This is a genomic window from Bacillus pfraonensis (genome assembly GCF_050768835.1).
Lineage (GTDB): Bacteria > Bacillota > Bacilli > Bacillales > Bacillaceae_G > Bacillus_A > Bacillus_A pfraonensis.
Genome location: NZ_JAHCDO010000002.1, coordinates 124725 through 141733, shown reverse-complemented (window position 1 = coordinate 141733; position 17009 = coordinate 124725). Strand labels below are relative to the sequence as shown.

The following is a 17009-nucleotide window of genomic DNA, read 5'->3' as shown; positions in this document are numbered from 1 at the left end:
GTTACGCTTGTAACGTCTGCATAAAAGCCTTTGCGCTTTTTTTATCAGTAATTTTCTCTTCCTTCAATCGCTCTAATAAAGCGATAAAATAACTGCCATCAAATTGCAATTGATGTTTAATTGTTGCCTCAATCGCTGCATTTACAAGAACATCAGATGCACCTGTATATCCTTGGCCAAACATAATAAACCCTTGTGCATCCTCTGATAATTTAAATCCTTTTGTGTGTAAGAATGAAAGATAATCTTGTACCGTTTGCATACTGTTCCCACCTACCAAAAAATTCTCCACCTTCTATCATACATGTTTTTAGGCTTTATGAGAATGAATTTTCTTTGACAATCTCTCTTAGAGTTTTTAATTTCCTAATAGATAAAAATAACATTAGATAATTCGTTAATTTTCACCTTCTTTCTCTTCCCCCTTAGTTATATTGCAAGGTGTTACATCATGTAAAGGTCAATAAAAAAATGAAATAATCTCCTTATATAAAAAGGAATCGTCTACAGTTTCAAGAAATAAATAAAGTGTAACTTTAATCAGCAGGAAATTTCTTCATTCCAAACCTCCCTCTTGATATATTCTGGATATTAAGAGAACGAGATTACTCCCCACAAATAACGAGATAAAAAGGAGAAATGTAATGAAACAAGCCCTTTTAATTATTGATGCTCAACAAGAACTTATTGACGGTAACGAGCAAGAATCTGCAGTATTTCATAAAGATCAATTATTAACGAATATAAATATAGCCATTCAAAAAGCGATTCAATCCAATGCCCTTATTATTTTCGTCAGAGATACTGATGTTGCTTCCGGTATGGGGAAAGGATTTCAAGTACATGAGGAAATCAAAATCCCTCATGCGGTACAAATCATAGACAAACAAGCAACCAATTCATTTTATAACACCTCTTTACATACGATTTTAAGAGAGAAAGAAATTGGTCATCTTGTTATAGGTGGTTGTAAAACCGAGCATTGTATTGATACTGCCGTTAGAACAGCAACAGTACAGGGATTTGATGTCACCTTAATCAAAAACGGTCATTCCACAAATGATTCTACAATTTTATCAGCTCAGCAAATTATTGAACATCACAATAAAACACTACATGGTCATTATAATGTCGATCATTTTTCTATTGTTAGAGATGTCGAGGAAGATTTGTTTTCCCCAATTCATAATCAATATCGGGAGTAGAAAAATGGTATTCATAAATGAAAAAAGATTCCTTTTTTAAAAGGAATCTTTTTTCATCCAAATATCTGCGCAGCAATTCCATATAATTCACCATTTCGTTTCAAAAATTGATTACTGTTTTTCAACATAATTGGTGGTTGATTTACCTTTTGAAATCCAGCTTTCTCGAGTACAGTCATAAAAAATTCTTTTCCTTCTGGTACATCAATTCTAAGTTTTCCTTTATAATCTTTTGCCAAAAGATTAACAATTGTAGTTGCGATATGATTATTCGGCGCAACAATCGGTCCTATCATTCTATTTTCTGGAGTTTGTATGCTCATTCCATATCCCACAATATAATTTTCTTTATCTTTTACAACTATGCACTGTTCAGATTGTTCAATTCTTCTCTGTATAAAATTACTTCTATTTACCCCGAAAGCTGTTTCATCTAACTTCACAATTCCATTACTATCTCCCTTATCATAATCCATAAAAATGTGTTGCTCATTTCTATCGTAATCTTTAGGAGTTACATACTGATTACATATATACTTTGAAATATGCCTAACTACTTGAAAACCTAATCTCTCATATAAAGGTCTTCCTTCTTCTGTAGCAATAAGCATAATTGATGTCTTTTCTGAAACACTTCTTATACAAGCCTCTGTAATTTTTCTGCCAATCCCTTTCCCTTTATACTGAGGATGTACAATGACCATGCCAAGAGATGCTAATTTCTCTCCATATAGGATGATAGCTGCACTGGCAATAATCTCCCTCCTCTCATTCTTTCCACCATATACGATTCCTGATTGAAAAATTGTTTTGATTTCTTCTAAACTATAATCCCATCCAACTAATTCAGATAAATTTATAAGCTGTGGGATATCTTTTTCCTCAATTCTATCTATTACAATCACTACCTATCCTCCTTCTATATTCCATAAATAAATGTCTCCATACAACTCCCTTTAATATTCGAACTAGAAAAGCACTTATTTTTACAAAGATAAGAGTTAATCGACTTTGCATCTCCTACGATATTCTAATAACGTTATTTCTGCAGTCTTCGTTATCACCATCGCTCATCTACATATAACACCAAAGTGTATCGCTTGTTTAATAAATAGTGAAGAACTCTATTATTCTTGCTTATTAATAATTTTTGCTAACTCTATAAAAAAGCTTAATGATTCGGAGTTGGCCATGGAACCTTTATTAACTACCTTTTCTTCTGGAAACCCTAATAAAATTTTTCGAATTGGAACTTCTAATTTCTTTCCACTCAATGTCTTCGGAATTTGATCTACTACGTAAATTTCGTCAGGGACAAAACGAGGCGAAACCTTTTGTTTTATTTCAGCTTTTATCTCTTCTTTTAGATTATTACTTATATTTACTCCAGGTTTTAATACGACAAAAAGCGGCATAAATGATTTACGTCCAAGGAGCTCTAAATCCACTACTAAACTCTCCATAATGGCATCCAACGACTCAACTATACGATAGATTTCACTCGTCCCTAGGCGTACCCCTAGCCGATTGATTGTAGAGTCTGACCGCCCGAAAATAACACAGCTCCCTTTATCATCAAATTTGATCCAATCACCATGTCGCCAAATCCCTGGATACATCTCAAAATAACTTTCAAAATAACGTTTATTATTGTGATCTCCCCAGAAATAAACAGGCATAGATGGCATCGGTGCCGTTATAACCAATTCTCCAACTTCATTAATAACTGAATTGCCCTCATCATTAAATGATTGTACGTGTGCTCCTAAAGAGCGCGCTTGTATTTCTCCTGCGTAAACAGGCAATATAGGAGAGCCACCAACAAATGCCGTACATACATCAGTCCCTCCACTAGTTGAAACAAGCCACACATCTCTTTTCACATTCTCATATACCCATAAGAATCCCTCTACTGATAGGGGAGAACCAGTGGAACAAATAGCCTTTAACTTAGAAAAACGGTGTCTTTCTTTTGGCTTAATCTCGAATTTCATACATGCACTTAGAAAACCAGCGCTTGTACCAAAGAAAGTAACACCAACTTCTTCTGCAAAATCCCATAATATATGTATACTAGGATAAGACGGGCTACCATCATATAAAACAATTGTGCCTCCAGTTAACAGCCCTCCCACTAGAAGGTTCCACATCATCCAGCCTGTTGTTGTAAACCAAAAGAACACATCATCTTGATTTACACCTTGTTCAACTAATAATGTCTTAAGCTGTTCTAATAGTATTCCACCTTGACTTTGTACAATCGGTTTTGGCAATCCTGTTGTTCCGGAAGAAAATAAAATCCATAGAGGATGATCAAATGGGACCTTTTCAAAAACAAGATCACAATCTCCTCGCAATAGATCGTTCCAATACATTGTACGATTATTTAATTCAGAATCATTACTGCCTACATAAGGGATTAAAACCGTCTGCTTTAAGGTAGGTAGACTCGATTGAATTTCCGAAACATTCGTTTCTCTATTCTGAATTTTACCATTATAAGAATACCCGTCAATTGCAAATAAAATTGTCGGTTCAATTTGTTTAAATCGATCAATAACAGTATTTTTCCCGAAATCAGGAGAACAGCTTGACCAAATGGCTCCTATGCTAGCACACGCTAAAAAAGCAATTACAGTTTCAGGAATATTTGGCATATAAGCAACAATACGATCCCCTGCTTTAACCCCTAATTCTTTTAGTGAATTTGCCACCATCGCTGTCTTTTGCTGAAGTTCTTTCCAGCTTATTTCTGTTCTCGGATTGGTTTCTGATTGAAAAATTACTGCTGGTTTATTTTTTCTTACATTTCGAAAAACATGTTCCGCATAATTTAAAGTAGCACCTGTGAACCATTTTGCCCCGGGCATCTTTCTTGATTCCAAAACTTGATTATATGGTGTGTTAGATTTGACTTGGCAATAATTCCAAATACCTTCCCAAAATGATTCAAGTTCTTCAACAGACCATTTCCATAATTCTTTTTGACTTGAAAAAGATAAACCCTTCTCTTGGTTAAGCCACTTCATAAAAAGACTAATACCTGAGTTTTCTATTTGTTGCTGCGATGGTTCCCATAGCGGCACACTATTATTAGTAATCGCTTTCATTATTATTCCTCCTTAACTTACAATTTTTTATGAAGTAAATAATAACTATATACAGCATGCGCTCTTGAAAAACCTTTTTTCAAAAAGCTGAAACCAATTATTTCATAAAAATTCCTGCTAACACAGAAATAGAAAAAGGTTCTCCTATAAAATGAAGAACCTTTTGTTTCACTATAAATATTACGTATAACCAGAAGTTTCCCTGTAACTCTTACTTTACACCCTGCATCACATATTACTTCGAAAGCAGCATTATTTTGCTTACACAAACAAAACATTTCTTTGCGCTACTTCAAGAACCCCCTCCTGAATTTGTTATACAAACTTATAAAGTATTATTGCTTTAATATGTTATTTAGCTCTTTCTGAAATACCATAATATCTAAATCATTTTTCAACATTCTCTCGATATCATAACCTAAAACAAACTCTCTTACCCTTGATTGAAACATAACGACAGAACCATATCTCTCTTGAAACCATTTCTGTTGTCTTAGTAACTTGAACTTTTTACTTATTATTCTTTTCTTTTTTGTTGGCACACAAAGAATGAACTGTACTGCCATCTCTCCTATTAATTCACCCAAATTTTCTCCTTCTTTCTATACTTAGAAGCCTGTTTTGAAATGTTATCTTATTTAATTACTAGAAGACACACGATACGAGACATGCCTCTTTTCAATTTTTTCTTCTATTTCCCTTATATTCTCTTTATCGTTCAATAATAATTGTTTATTCTCTATCAATAATTGTTTAAAGGATTTTCTTATTTTTTTTCGCATATTTTCTCCTCCTTCACGATTACAAATAACTTATTAAAGGATTATTTATATAAAAGATAAGTAATTATCTGCGCAGTCTTATAATAAAAGATTCGTGTGAAATCTATTTGAATTTCAGATGAAAACTAAGTATTTTTTCTGACAACTTTATGAATTGAAAGAAATTGCACAAAAAAAATAACGCCTGATCAACATATACTTGATTAGACGTTATCTATCGTATGAAGCACTTCTTTTTTATAACATATTTATAAATATTTCAGGTCGTCCCCAATTCATTTCCCCGCAAACAAAACGTACTTTCTCTTCATCAATAGTATGCAAACCTTCCTCTAACGAACAGGAAATTGGGACTTCGCAATGAATTTTTGCTAATTGTAATGATATATTTAAGTTCTCTAAATCACTTTCAATTTTTGTACGCTGTGCTTTCGTCAATGACGCTATATTTTCTAATACCGCCGCTACTGTACCATGTTCTTGAATGAGTTTATATGCTGTCTTCTCACCAATTCCTTTTACACCTGGATAGTTATCACTCGTGTCTCCCATAAACGCTTTGGCATGAACGATTTGCCAAGGCTCTACGCCTTTTTCTTCCATAATCTTCTCTGGTGTATAATATTCATAGTTTCCTATTCCCTTGCGAAGAAGCATTACGGTAACGTTCGTATCAACAAGCTGCAATAAATCTGTATCGCCTGTTAAAATATATACTTCCGCCTCACTAGCGTATTCTTTTGCTAACGTACCAATACAGTCATCTGCTTCATAGCCTTTCATACCAATTACAGGAATCGATAACTTTGAAGTCATCTCTTGTACGAGATCAAATTGTGGAATCAATTCTTCTGGTGGCGCTGCACGATTTGCTTTATAGTTTGAGAACGATTCCGTTCGGAATGTCGTACTTCCCATATCCCAGCATGTTACAATATGCGTCGGTTCAACCACTTGCGCTGCTGTTAATAAATGTTTCATATAACCATGAATCCCGTTTGTTGGGGTACCATCTTGTCTCTTCATAAATTGTCCATAAACACTTGTTGCGTAAAAAGCACGAAATAAGAGTGCCATACCATCAACTAACAATACTTTTTTCATAATTCCTCTCCTACTAACAAAAAATAATAACCTCACGTTATCACGTAAGGTTATATAAATAGATTACCATTCTACGTTTCTATTCAACTTTATCTATTATACAATGTTTTCATATATTTAGCACCATTAACAGCTCAAGATGTTTGGTTACAGCATGTATGAAGCAATCCCGAATACGTATTTTTGCCTGTTGAAACGACCACAGCCTTCGCAGTTCCGTTTACAACATGTGTACCTTTAAAACATACATTTTCAAGTTGAAGTGGATTGTAGTCTTTCATTCGTTTTAATGGAATAAAACGTTTGCGTTCAAGATGATAACAGCTTTCAAATTTCTCTACATTTGTTTCTTTCCCTGTTAACACCGATTCATTTACTAACAAATCTTCTGCATAAATAATCCGTACATCAGCTGGAACTGTATCACCTGCTGAAAGAAAAACCATATCCCCTGGAACTAGCTCCTCAACGGGAAGCTTCATTATTTTTGATTCACTATTTATCCCCGTAGTGGTACACCCTTCTACTCTAGAAACCGTAACCGTTACAATCTCACACTGGTTTTCATGATGAACACGTTGCTTTGCAAATCTAGGGATCATTCCGCCTAATTTCATCATTACATCAGAAAGAATTGCTCGTTTTGAAGATAATTCATTTTTCCCGTATACATGAATGCGTTTCTGTGCTTCTTTAATAGAAAGACCCTCTCTTGTTGTTTTAAAATAAGCAAATACAGACTTCACATCTCTTGTTGCAATTTCAATTAACAAATCTTTATTTTGTTTTAACATAGATTGTTCTTTCATCATTCTTTTACTTTGTTTATGAGACATGTTACCCACAAGTTTATTTACATATAACATATTATCGTCTCCTCCTTTACAACATAGGAAGAAACGCTTTGTTTCTCAATTTATCTCACTTTAACAATTCATGTATTTATACACCCTGTTAAAGTGTTCCGCGTTCAACTTACAACAATAAAGATGAACGTTATCTTATGATAAATATAGGGGGAGGAACAAGTCGTTTCCTGCCTACATCATATATTTTTGTTTCGAAGTATATGGGTAACGGAACCGAGTCAGAATTTGACATGCTCCTCACCTCCTCTTTCATTTTTTAGTCCATACTTATACTATGAAAATTACCATAGCTTGTTAACAAAAAGACCTCTACTCATAAGCGAGTAAAGGTCTTTACATACATAAATAAGCGATTCCTAATCAACATAGAAATCTGCGAACCTCTCCCTCGCCGAGTTTTAGCACTGTATAGCATAGGTACATTACCAGCTACGTTAAGAAAAACCTTAATTCGATCATTCCTGTTGACCCATTGGCGTCTCTCGACATTTTTGGGCAGTAGCATTTCTCTATACAGGAGCCTCACCTAACAGAGACTTATTTTTTATTATAAAGAAAATGTTACTCCTATTTAAAATAGATGTCAACAGTTTGAATTCAAACTTTCCCCTAAAGTAATGGATAAACTTATTGATTACGTCTCAGATGGATTAACGAATGAAAAATAAAAACCTTACGTATAAAACGTAAGGTTTTTCAATATGTTAAGCACCCAGCAATTACGACGCCAATAGAAATTGATAAAAACATAAGGAAAAGTCCAACACCCTGGTTATCTTCTTCAATACTTTGGTTGATATTAAAGCGCGGCGTGCACCATTCAGCTAAATAAAACACAATAATTTGCGCTAATACTCCAATCGCTCCCCATAAAACCATATCCATTAATGAAACAGAATGAGCAGCAGTTGAATACAAAACAATAGCAAGACCAAGAAGTCTTCCTCCAAGTGTGTAGCTTGCTGCTTTATTCCCTTTCGCCATTAACGAAAATTCCTTCACTTTTGTTGTTACTTCCATAAGAAAAAGACCGATACATAAAAGACCGATTGAAACCCCTAAATAAAGTAAGAAATTTATCATTTATAATCCTCCTTTTTAATTCCTACAGGTAAATAATAAGATTCATTCCCCGTAATTCTTGCACCTGCACGTATACCAATACTACTTGGTTTTCCAGCAATTAAAAATGATCCAAATACATACGATAACTCCTCATTCCCTTTTTCAGTCTCAAGAGAAACAACTGGAAGCTTTGTATACTTTTGAAATACAGGAAGCTCTCTTTTATATGTTTGATATGAATTTTGATCAATAATTTTGATATCTTTATCACGAATTGTAACTGTGTCGCCTTCTCTACCGAACGAAGGTTTTTGAACAAAAGAATTTTTTCCTAAAAACAGATCTGGTTCTAAGTAAGTAGGGAGCATGTATTCTTTAATCCATTGTTGTTCCTCATTTGTATAAAAAGCACCTGCCTCCACTAATCCCCAAATGAGACATTGAACCGATTTCGGCTGCAGTAGAAAAGATGACATTGGATTTATAATAAAGAGTTTCCCTTCCTTTACAAGTTGTAGTAACTCAATCCCTACAAAATCTCCGTTTTTTGGATCCCTGTCCTCTACTAAATGTTCAATAGGATATGTCTGGCGATACAAAACATCAATTGGCACACCATCTTCGTCCAGTAAAGCCCCTTCAGTAATTCTAAGTTCTGACATTGACACCACTTTGTTACTAACCTGACATAGCTGACTCAAATACCGAGTCGTATTCCAATCTTCTATATGTTCATGATGGGCTGTAAAGACAACGTTTGGTCTTTCTATCCCTTTAGATGCTTCCATCACAGCTTTTGTGATGCCAGAAGAGAGAAGGCGTTCCTGATTCTCGTTTGGGTCATGATACTCTAATTCTTTGCAGACCTCTCCATTGATTTGAAAACATTCCATGATAAAAGTCGGTGTATCACTATTAAACTCAAGCATTTTGATACCACTATCTGTCATCACAAAATCAAAACGTGAAATAACAGATTCAGGAAATAAAGATTTCATTCTGATAAAAGGCAGACTTGAAGATGGAAAGCCAAGTTCAAGAAGTTGGGCGTCAGACAAAGTCCGAAGCAGCCTAGCAGTCTTAAAAAATACTTTTCCCATTCGTTCTGTTGCTAACTGCAAAGCTTGAATAGTTTGTTCTGATATCTCAAAAACATGAAAAAGGCTGTACTCACTCCCGTATAAATCAGACCAAAATTGGGGAAACCTTGAATAAAATTGATTTCGTTTCTTTATGTAACACGACATAATCTAACCTCCAAATCCGCCCTTTGAACCGCTTCCAATTCCCCCTTTAAAATTAGATGAAGCTTGATGGGACTTAAATTCAGAAGAATTTTTGAAGGTTGATTTATTTTGATAATATCTACCACCGTAATAATAACTACCATGATAACTTGAATGGCTGTCATCGCATCGCCAAACACCCAGCTCATCATCCCAATCCCAATCTGCACAACTCTTATCTTTTGGTTTTGGAGGAAGATCTTCTGTACAGCCAGATAAAGCACCGGCCACTAAAGATGTAAGTACACCTGTTACTAACCATTTGGTTTTTGTCACTTTCCAACGCCCCTTTGTATATTATATTTTTATTATAAAAGAATTCATGATAAAGTAGAAGAAAAAGAAAGAGGGATTACAATTGCGGTTAGAATATCGACTCAATGATGAAGCGAAACAATATCCTGCCCTATGGAACTATGCCGATATTTCTGTGTCTGAAGCTGTCGCAAGGATGACTTGTGAGTACTTTATTAAAGAAGGGGATACATATGTCGTAACAGCGACCGCGATGGATCCCGATAGAACAGCAGTATTATATGTGCAAAAGGAAACGTTCTTCGATGACCCTTCAGAACCTACATATTCCCATATAGGTTTTGAGATTAGAGAATTACAAGGAGCAAATTCGATTTTAATAGAAAGTAAAGATGTATGGAACCATGACGAGATCTTAACGTATCTCCATTCAGATATTTTGTACGTTCAAAAAGACGGAATATTTATGGAATTCACCTTAGATTCCAGAGAGCTTGATGAAGATCGAAAATGCTATGTTTATTATGGGAATTTTACAGGTGAACACAGATAAAGTGAAACTTTAATCAGTAGCTTCATCCCCCCACTGATTATTAGCCCTCACGAATCGGGCTTTTCCGTACAATTAATCTCCCACCTAACTTTTTAGAAAAGCGGAAGTGGCTCGCTCAGAATTGCAGGACGTTGGAACTCTAGACAGAGAGGCGCTTTTTGCCTCGTCCGAGGGGGGCGAAACGACCGGAGATTCTAGCCGCTAGAGCTGGACATTGCTTCCGCTCAATTTTGAGTTGGGAGTCTTACTGTCCTAAAATAGCGGGATAACAATTAAATGAAACTCCCATCATGTGGAGTTTCATTTGATTTCTAATATTTTTATGCTTTTTGCACAATGAAATTCCAATCACTTTCTAGCATACCGAAAAAAGTTCCCTACAATAAAAAACCTTACGTATAAAACGTAAGGTTTTTATATAGCCCCACACATGCCGTTCTCTCTAGATGTCCATAAACCTGCTCTCACAGGTGGATGTCCTCATAAATGCTTTCAGCTTCCTTCTTAAAAAGATGGCAGGCTGTTTACATTTAGATATTGAACTTCCGTATTATACTCATTGGTTTAAGACATACATAAGCTACGTACACCGTAGGAATTTTATATAATGTTAGTTGAAATAAGACCCCCGCACGTGCCGTCCCTCGTAAATGTCCAAAAACCCGCTACTCGCAGGTGGATGCCCTCACAGCTACCGTACATCTTCCTCCACAAGGAAGGCTTGATGATGGTTGCTAAATGTTGAGCTTCCGTATAACTAACATCGGTTTTAGACATAAATAAGTTACGTACACCGCAGGATGTTTTATTTACTTGTCGTTATCTTATCACATTGCATGCAATGTGTAAAATGTAATGTTTTGAAGTAATTTCTTGCTTGTGACCTTATTTTAATACAAAATATTTTTGCATGCAAGAGGTTACTGTACTTCTTTTACAATTTGGTTTTCTGGATAAGAAATCCAATCACTCCAGCTCCCAGCATATAACTTCACGTTACGAAAACCAGCTGTTTGTAACGCTAGTATATTCGGACATGCTGTTACACCCGATCCGCAATAGACGATTGTTTCTTTCTCTTTATTAAGGTGGTGGAACCGCTCCTCTTGCTCATCTTGATTTTTAAACTGACCTTCCGCCGTGATGCCATCTTTCCAAAAATAGTTTTCTGCTGTCGGAATGTGACCAGCTTTCGGATCGACAGATTCTTCAGCACCAGCATAACGCTTCGGCTCTCTAGAGTCGATTAGCGTAATATCTGCATTTATACGGATTTTTTCTTTCACATCTTCCATTGTTACAAGCATGCTGTCTTGTATATTCGGAATGAATGTTTTCCGTTCAATAGTTGGCACTGCTGCCGTTGTAGATAAATCGGATTCTCTCCATGCTGGGAAACCACCATTTAATACATATACTTTTTGATGACCTACATATGTTAATAGCCACCATAAACGCGAAGCCATCGCACCAGCTTGACTGTCGTATGCAACAACCTTCGTATGTTCATCAATACCAGCTTGAGAAAGCTTTTCAGCAAAATCCTGAATAGCTGGAAGTGGATGACGGCCACCATGCTCGGTAACAGGACTTGATAAATCAAGATTCAAATCAAAATATAATGCATGAGGAATATGTTCTTTCTCATACTCTTCTCTTCCCCAATTTGGATTAGCTAAGTCAAAACGACAATCGACGATGCGGACATGCTCATCTTCTATGTGATCACGTAACCATCCGACTGTAACAATCATACTTAACGACCTTCTTTCTCTTGCAGGCGACCTACATACTCCATAATCATATCTTCTGTTACAATTTTACGTTGCGGTGCAACACCTCGTTTAGCAAGATCATTAATTTGCTTCGTTACCATGTTAATTGCATCTACTGAAAAATGTTTTCCATTCGACGCAAGTGCTACTGCCGCTTCAATTGCCGCTTCACGCTGTGCTTCTAGTTGTAAAAATGTTGTTACAATTTCATTTTGTTTACGAGAATGTGCTGTAATTGCTTTATGCACTTCCATCTTCTCTTCCCCCTAAATAATTTATAATTTCTTGCCAAGTAGCTGCATAAAAAACAACTAGAGTTCCATTGTAAGTCGAATCATATCACGACATACAATTCCATTTTCAATAATCTCTTCTTCATAATGCTTTGAAAAGTAATCAAAATCAATAGAAAAAATACGAAAACCACATTTTTGATACAAAGCAAGCTGTGAAACACTAGAATTTCCTGTCCCTATTTCAAGTGTATGCATATGAGATTTCTTCGCGATTTGAATTGCATGTTGTACCAACTGCTTGCCAATCCCTTTTCCTTGTAGCTCTTCTAAAATAGCAATATTCATAATTTCCATTGTTTGTGGTCTTGTTTCAAGCAATACATATATTCCTACAATCTTTTCTTCCTCTTTTGCAACATAGATAAGACCGCGGTTCAAATATGAATGAATCTGCTCCTCACTTGGATCAGCGAGCAATAATAATGATTTAGGTGCTACCTCTTTAGAAATACGTTCTATTACAATTCCCATAAAAATTCCCCTTTCTCTCTTGTTCTAAACCCTCCTTGTCTACCATAAGTAATACAAAGGAGGGATTCACCATGGACAACAATGAGAAAAAGTGCAACGTCATCTCGATTGATGGAAAGAAAAAGAAAAACGGAACATATTCCCACCCAAAATTAGTTGTAGATGGAAAAACATATGAATTTTCTTCGTTCGTCTTATGCGGTGAAACACCGGATGGTAGACGCTTAGTTCTTACCCATATGATTTCTACAGATGAATTTGCAGGATTCGTAAAATCACTGGATGCTGTACTGCAAAAGAAAATTGAACGAATCTTTTTTTCATAGAGCTTATCAAATCTGAATTTCCTTTTCGATTGCTGTTAACTGTTTCCGTAATTGTTCCTTACTTTGTTCATATAGCGACACATCAATCGTCTCTGCTAAAGCAAATAATATACTTTCGTAATACTGCCCAACATCTTGCTGCATCACTGTTCGGAATAAGTCCCATTTTACTTCCCATTCTTTTTTATAATGATGAATAAATAACTTTTCTTCATCTGCTACATATTGAGATACGACAGGTTCAAGCGACTCTTTCGTATCTTCTTGCATCGCTGCTTTATCATTTTTTTCAAAGAAGCTTTTCTCATTTTTGAAATGAGATAATGCCTTTTTAAAATGTTTTCCTTCTATGGAAGGAAATGGCTCTTTATGTGTAATAACCTGGTATTCATAATCAGCTGTCCCATTTAGAGAAACAGATTCATTTTCCAACTTACATTTTACTGCAATTTCATCCTTTGCTCGCTGCATCGCTTCATCCATCCATTTTTCAAGACGTAGTGACGTTGCACGCATTTCTTGTAATAAATCATGCTGAATGAAGGAGACAAGTTCCATAAGACATTCTTGTAGCTTCATTTTCACATTCCCATCCGTTCGAAGGGAGGCAGGATTAATAAATTCAGTAAACACATCGTTATAACGTAAAAAGAGACGCTGCTCTACATAATATAACAGTTCTTTCACTTCATTTTGCATTGCCTGTTCTTCTGCAAGTACACTATACGATGAAATAATATGAAGTAGCTGCTCACGTTCTGCTTCATATTTTTTTATTTGCTTTTCTTTTTCATCATTCCCTTGCTTCGCTCCTTGTATCATATTTGTAAGAAGCTGATCTGCGCTTTGTAGTGCACGATATAACGAATGAACAGATACAAGCATTAAATCGCGCATCATAAAGGATGTAAATGACTCTTCAAACTTTGTAATTCCCGAATTTTTCAAAATCCCGTACTTTTCTTTTGCTATACTCTTTCCTTGTTTCTCTTCAAGCGCACATAAACTCGAAATTGCAAATAAACGTGGATTTCGGATACCGTATTGCAGAAGCTGATCTGCAATATATCCTTTTACCATTTCAAGTTCCTCCTCAGACTGTGCTAAGTCTGCTGCATTAATTAAGAAAAACATTTTATCAAGCGCAAATGTATCTTTCACGCGACCAAGCTGAATTAAAAATTCACGATCCGCTCTTGAAAAGACATGGTTGTAGTACGTTACAAATAAAATCGCATCAGCATTTTTAATATATTGGAATGCAACGTCCGTATGCCGAGCATTAATAGAATCTGCTCCTGGTGTATCAACAAGCGCAACGCCTTGTCTCGTTAAAGCACAATCGTAGTACAGTTCCATATATTCAACAAAACACGATTTTTCTTCGTTCGCTACATAATCCGAGAACTCTTCTAACGTAACTTGTACTTGTTCTCCCAAATGATTAGAAACCACTGGATATCCTCTCTGTACCGCACGTAAAAAACTAAACGTTGTTTTTTGTTTTCCGCTAGGTGATGGATATTTTAGGATCGTATCTATTTGTGATAACGCTTCTTCAAATGTCTCAATTTCATAATGAAACATTTTATAAACTGCTTTCATATCTTCTAATAGCGCTTGCTGCGATTTAAACTGAACAATTACTGTACCATGAGGTTTATCTTCTGTAATCGGTAAAATTTGATTAATTGTCGCCGTGGTTGGATTAGGTGATACTGGAAGTACATTCGCACCAAGTAGCGCATTTGCAAATGATGATTTCCCGGCACTAAAAGCTCCAAATAAAGCTACTGTAAATTGTTTCGTTTCAACACGCTTTCTTTTCCCTACAACTTCTTGATGCAAATGTTTAAGTGCCTGCAGAGGTTCTAGTACCATTTCCGCATCTTTTACTTGTTCTAATATACGCTGGATATTTAATGTTGCCGTTGTTTTTATATTTTCTTCATTGTAAGAAATGCTGTCGCTTTGTATCTCTTGTTCTTGTAATGTGAATTTCTCATTTACAACCAGCTTCTTACCTTGCAATACTTGTTCTACTTGCAATCCATCTGGCACTGGTACATGTTCGCTCCAAATACTTTGTAAATAATTTTCGTATTCATCATACGCCTTAATGTATTGTAATTTTGTTTCCTTTGCAGTCTGTAACAGAGTATACTGTTCAATTTCCTGTTCAATATAAACAATCTCTTTCTCCATTTTTTTCTGTAAAACGCTCGTACTTTTTTCGAAGATTTGCTGCGCTTTCATAAAGTATCTTTTCTTTAGCTCATTCGCAACATCAGCTGTATAAAGAAGCAAATAATCTCCTGTAAACCCTGCACCTTGCTTAATAGTTTCTGCTAATAATTCAGGACCAAAAGAAATTTGCAGTGCATATATGTCTTTCCCAACTTTTTCTGTAAACATCTCTTCATCTTTTAAGAAAGCCACAATAAACTCTTTCACATGAAAATCAAGCTGCGTTTCAACAGTCTTCCCTAGCGCCGAATAAAATGCATCTAAACGCCTTTGTTTTTCTTGTTCTGTTTTCCCTTTTGCAAATAGCAAACCAACTTTAAATTTTGTTAATTTTGTTTCTAAATATTGATTTGCTAACTCCCGCATTTCAAATGGCATTAAGTAAGCGTTATCTAATATCGCTTGCAATCCTTTTATAAATTCATTTTTCACGTCCGATTCTTTACTAGCCACGCGTCGTTTATTTTCAATAAGCTCTTCTTTCTTTTCCATTACATCTTCAAGTGATAAAGATGATGCTAATTCTTTTTGATAGGGCATTAATTGTTTTTCATTTTCTGAAAGAACGAATGAAAAATGCTCTTGTAATAAGTATTCTGTTTCTCTTTCCATACCATTTTCCACATATTTCTCACGCTCTTCCATAATAGAAGAAAGTAAATTCTCTAACCTTTGAATTTCATTATATGGATGATTCATCATTCGTAAAGAAGTATAAAAAATGCCGTCTACTTCAATATCCCAGTTAGAGAAGGATTGGCTCACGCTTTTCTTGTAATCCTCAAATGATAACTCTCTTTCCTTATGTTTATCAATTTGATTGATAACAAGATAAACCGTCTTATTACGCTGCTTCAATTCTTTCACGAATTGCAAATTCACTTCCGATTGGACATGGTTATAGTCCATCATGTAAAAAATAACATCTGCAAGATGGAGTGTTGATTCTGTCGCTAATTGATGCGCATCATCTGTTGAATCAATTCCAGGTGTATCAACAAGCATAACACCATCAGGAATCGGTGCATCATTTCGATAAATGTGAACACCTATTACTTCATCACCATTTTTACAAAGCTGCTTCAACTCTTCCGCTGAGTATGCACCGTCATATTCGTAATGTTCTCCAGATTTCACCGTTACAACAACACGGTCCGCTCCCTTTTCAATTTTAACAACGTTTGCACTTGTCGGAATCGGACTTGTTGGCAATAGCTGCGCTTTATATAAGTGGTTCATCATTGTCGATTTTCCAGCAGAAAAATGACCGCAAAAGGCAATCATAAGCTGTTCTTCCTTATATTTTTGAATCACTTCAAACAATTTCAAGCTATTCTCCGCGTCACCATGTTTCTGCCATTCTTCATAAAAACAAACAAGTTTTTTCATACTGTTTGTCTGTACTATGTTTGTCATCCCCTTGTTCCCCTCTATTCCAAGATGTATATACCCTATTATCATACTAAATTTTCAGGATATTCTCATTAAAAATAAAAAAATCCCTTTCATTCTTTTTACAGATGAAAGGGATTCTATGTAAGTTTGTTCATTTTGTTGCTTCGACTTCATTTAACACATATTTTGTAACGACAGCATACACAGCAACTGTTCCTGCCACTAATGCATATACCATATTTAGCACACCAACCTTTTTGATAATGATTA

Annotated in this window: 17 protein-coding genes, 2 other RNA genes and 1 riboswitch; of the genes, 3 read left to right on the top strand and 16 right to left on the bottom strand. The window is 35.5% G+C overall.

All coding sequences use genetic code 11. The features are described 5' to 3' along the window. Position 1: 1 nt before the first annotated feature. Positions 2–262 carry a DUF6123 family protein gene (locus KFD70_RS01955; RefSeq protein ID WP_174103059.1) on the bottom strand — a complete coding sequence of 87 codons (261 nt, stop codon included), beginning with the start codon at positions 260–262 and terminating at the stop codon, positions 2–4. Positions 263–644: 382 nt separating this feature from the next. Here KFD70_RS01955 and KFD70_RS01950 point away from each other — a divergent pair, with 382 nt between their 5' ends. Next, on the top strand, positions 645–1205 hold the full coding sequence (locus KFD70_RS01950; protein ID WP_336451831.1) for an isochorismatase family protein: 561 nt from the start codon (positions 645–647) through the stop codon (positions 1203–1205). 53 nt (positions 1206–1258) lie between these two features. Here KFD70_RS01950 and KFD70_RS01945 read toward each other — a convergent pair whose 3' ends face one another. From KFD70_RS01945 to KFD70_RS01905, 9 genes are all read right to left on the bottom strand, one after another. Further along, the gene (locus KFD70_RS01945) at positions 1259–2110 is read right to left on the bottom strand and encodes a GNAT family N-acetyltransferase (RefSeq protein WP_336451830.1); all 852 of its coding nucleotides are present in this window, start codon (positions 2108–2110) and stop codon (positions 1259–1261) included. Between the two features lie 222 nt (positions 2111–2332). Then, positions 2333–4315, bottom strand: a complete 1983-nt coding sequence (locus KFD70_RS01940; RefSeq protein ID WP_336451829.1) for an acetoacetate--CoA ligase — start codon at positions 4313–4315, stop codon at positions 2333–2335. Positions 4316–4650: 335 nt separating this feature from the next. Further along, positions 4651–4902, bottom strand: coding sequence for a hypothetical protein (locus KFD70_RS01935; protein ID WP_336451828.1), 252 nt, complete (start codon positions 4900–4902; stop codon positions 4651–4653). A 51-nt stretch (positions 4903–4953) separates the two neighbouring features. Next, positions 4954–5097, bottom strand: a complete 144-nt coding sequence (locus tag KFD70_RS01930; RefSeq protein ID WP_174103054.1) for an FbpB family small basic protein — start codon at positions 5095–5097, stop codon at positions 4954–4956. Between the two features lie 237 nt (positions 5098–5334). Beyond that, positions 5335–6201, bottom strand: coding sequence for a 5'-3' exonuclease (locus KFD70_RS01925; protein WP_336451827.1), 867 nt, complete (start codon positions 6199–6201; stop codon positions 5335–5337). 134 nt (positions 6202–6335) lie between these two features. Beyond that, complete coding sequence (locus tag KFD70_RS01920) at positions 6336–7067, bottom strand: P-type ATPase actuator domain-containing protein (RefSeq protein ID WP_336451826.1); 732 nt, start codon at positions 7065–7067, stop codon at positions 6336–6338. A 380-nt stretch (positions 7068–7447) separates the two neighbouring features. Continuing rightward, positions 7448–7611: riboswitch (M-box (ykoK) riboswitch) on the bottom strand. Positions 7612–7766: 155 nt separating this feature from the next. Next, positions 7767–8153, bottom strand: coding sequence for a DUF350 domain-containing protein (locus tag KFD70_RS01915; protein WP_336451825.1), 387 nt, complete (start codon positions 8151–8153; stop codon positions 7767–7769). Then, the gene (locus tag KFD70_RS01910) at positions 8150–9382 is read right to left on the bottom strand and encodes a glutathionylspermidine synthase family protein (RefSeq protein WP_336451824.1); all 1233 of its coding nucleotides are present in this window, start codon (positions 9380–9382) and stop codon (positions 8150–8152) included. The genes KFD70_RS01915 and KFD70_RS01910 overlap by 4 nt, the downstream gene beginning before the upstream one ends. A 3-nt stretch (positions 9383–9385) precedes the next feature. Continuing rightward, the gene (locus KFD70_RS01905) at positions 9386–9697 is read right to left on the bottom strand and encodes a hypothetical protein (protein ID WP_336451823.1); all 312 of its coding nucleotides are present in this window, start codon (positions 9695–9697) and stop codon (positions 9386–9388) included. An 82-nt stretch (positions 9698–9779) separates the two neighbouring features. Here KFD70_RS01905 and KFD70_RS01900 point away from each other — a divergent pair, with 82 nt between their 5' ends. Then, positions 9780–10229, top strand: coding sequence for a hypothetical protein (locus tag KFD70_RS01900; protein WP_336451822.1), 450 nt, complete (start codon positions 9780–9782; stop codon positions 10227–10229). Positions 10230–10646: 417 nt separating this feature from the next. Here KFD70_RS01900 and ssrS (KFD70_RS01895) read toward each other — a convergent pair. The 5 genes from ssrS (KFD70_RS01895) to KFD70_RS01875 form a co-directional block, all read right to left on the bottom strand. Then, a non-coding RNA gene (ssrS, locus tag KFD70_RS01895) (6S RNA) lies at positions 10647–10830 on the bottom strand. A 21-nt stretch (positions 10831–10851) separates the two neighbouring features. Further along, positions 10852–11034: non-coding RNA, 6S RNA (gene ssrS / locus KFD70_RS01890), on the bottom strand. Positions 11035–11149: 115 nt separating this feature from the next. Next, the gene (locus tag KFD70_RS01885; protein ID WP_336451821.1) at positions 11150–11983 is read right to left on the bottom strand and encodes a sulfurtransferase; all 834 of its coding nucleotides are present in this window, start codon (positions 11981–11983) and stop codon (positions 11150–11152) included. Positions 11984–11985: 2 nt separating this feature from the next. After that, entirely contained in the window at positions 11986–12258 is a 273-nt protein-coding gene (locus KFD70_RS01880; protein ID WP_336451820.1) for a DUF2533 family protein, read from the bottom strand. A 57-nt stretch (positions 12259–12315) separates the two neighbouring features. Continuing rightward, positions 12316–12771 carry a GNAT family N-acetyltransferase gene (locus KFD70_RS01875; RefSeq protein WP_336451819.1) on the bottom strand — a complete coding sequence of 152 codons (456 nt, stop codon included), beginning with the start codon at positions 12769–12771 and terminating at the stop codon, positions 12316–12318. 71 nt (positions 12772–12842) lie between these two features. On the opposite strand from KFD70_RS01875, the gene KFD70_RS01870 reads away from it, so the two are divergent. Next, entirely contained in the window at positions 12843–13097 is a 255-nt protein-coding gene (locus KFD70_RS01870) for a DUF3931 domain-containing protein (RefSeq protein WP_000369734.1), read from the top strand. Positions 13098–13103: 6 nt separating this feature from the next. Here KFD70_RS01870 and KFD70_RS01865 read toward each other — a convergent pair whose 3' ends face one another. Further along, on the bottom strand, positions 13104–16760 hold the full coding sequence (locus tag KFD70_RS01865) for a dynamin family protein (RefSeq protein WP_336451818.1): 3657 nt from the start codon (positions 16758–16760) through the stop codon (positions 13104–13106). Positions 16761–17009 lie beyond the last annotated feature (249 nt).

Bases quoted from the DNA above. Each gene is read 5' to 3' on its own strand.
- KFD70_RS01885 (WP_336451821.1), bottom strand. From the start codon at position 11,983: ATGATTGTTACAGTCGGATGGTTACGTGATCACATAGAAGATGAGCAT.
- KFD70_RS01870 (WP_000369734.1), top strand. From the start codon at position 12,843: ATGGACAACAATGAGAAAAAGTGCAACGTCATCTCGATTGATGGAAAG.
- KFD70_RS01950 (WP_336451831.1), top strand. From the start codon at position 645: ATGAAACAAGCCCTTTTAATTATTGATGCTCAACAAGAACTTATTGAC.
- KFD70_RS01930 (WP_174103054.1), bottom strand. From the start codon at position 5,097: ATGCGAAAAAAAATAAGAAAATCCTTTAAACAATTATTGATAGAGAAT.
- KFD70_RS01925 (WP_336451827.1), bottom strand. From the start codon at position 6,201: ATGAAAAAAGTATTGTTAGTTGATGGTATGGCACTCTTATTTCGTGCT.
- KFD70_RS01955 (WP_174103059.1), bottom strand. From the start codon at position 262: ATGCAAACGGTACAAGATTATCTTTCATTCTTACACACAAAAGGATTT.
- KFD70_RS01865 (WP_336451818.1), bottom strand. From the start codon at position 16,760: ATGACAAACATAGTACAGACAAACAGTATGAAAAAACTTGTTTGTTTT.
- KFD70_RS01880 (WP_336451820.1), bottom strand. From the start codon at position 12,258: ATGGAAGTGCATAAAGCAATTACAGCACATTCTCGTAAACAAAATGAA.
- KFD70_RS01920 (WP_336451826.1), bottom strand. From the start codon at position 7,067: ATGTTATATGTAAATAAACTTGTGGGTAACATGTCTCATAAACAAAGT.
- KFD70_RS01940 (WP_336451829.1), bottom strand. From the start codon at position 4,315: ATGAAAGCGATTACTAATAATAGTGTGCCGCTATGGGAACCATCGCAG.
- KFD70_RS01875 (WP_336451819.1), bottom strand. From the start codon at position 12,771: ATGGGAATTGTAATAGAACGTATTTCTAAAGAGGTAGCACCTAAATCA.
- KFD70_RS01915 (WP_336451825.1), bottom strand. From the start codon at position 8,153: ATGATAAATTTCTTACTTTATTTAGGGGTTTCAATCGGTCTTTTATGT.
- KFD70_RS01910 (WP_336451824.1), bottom strand. From the start codon at position 9,382: ATGTCGTGTTACATAAAGAAACGAAATCAATTTTATTCAAGGTTTCCC.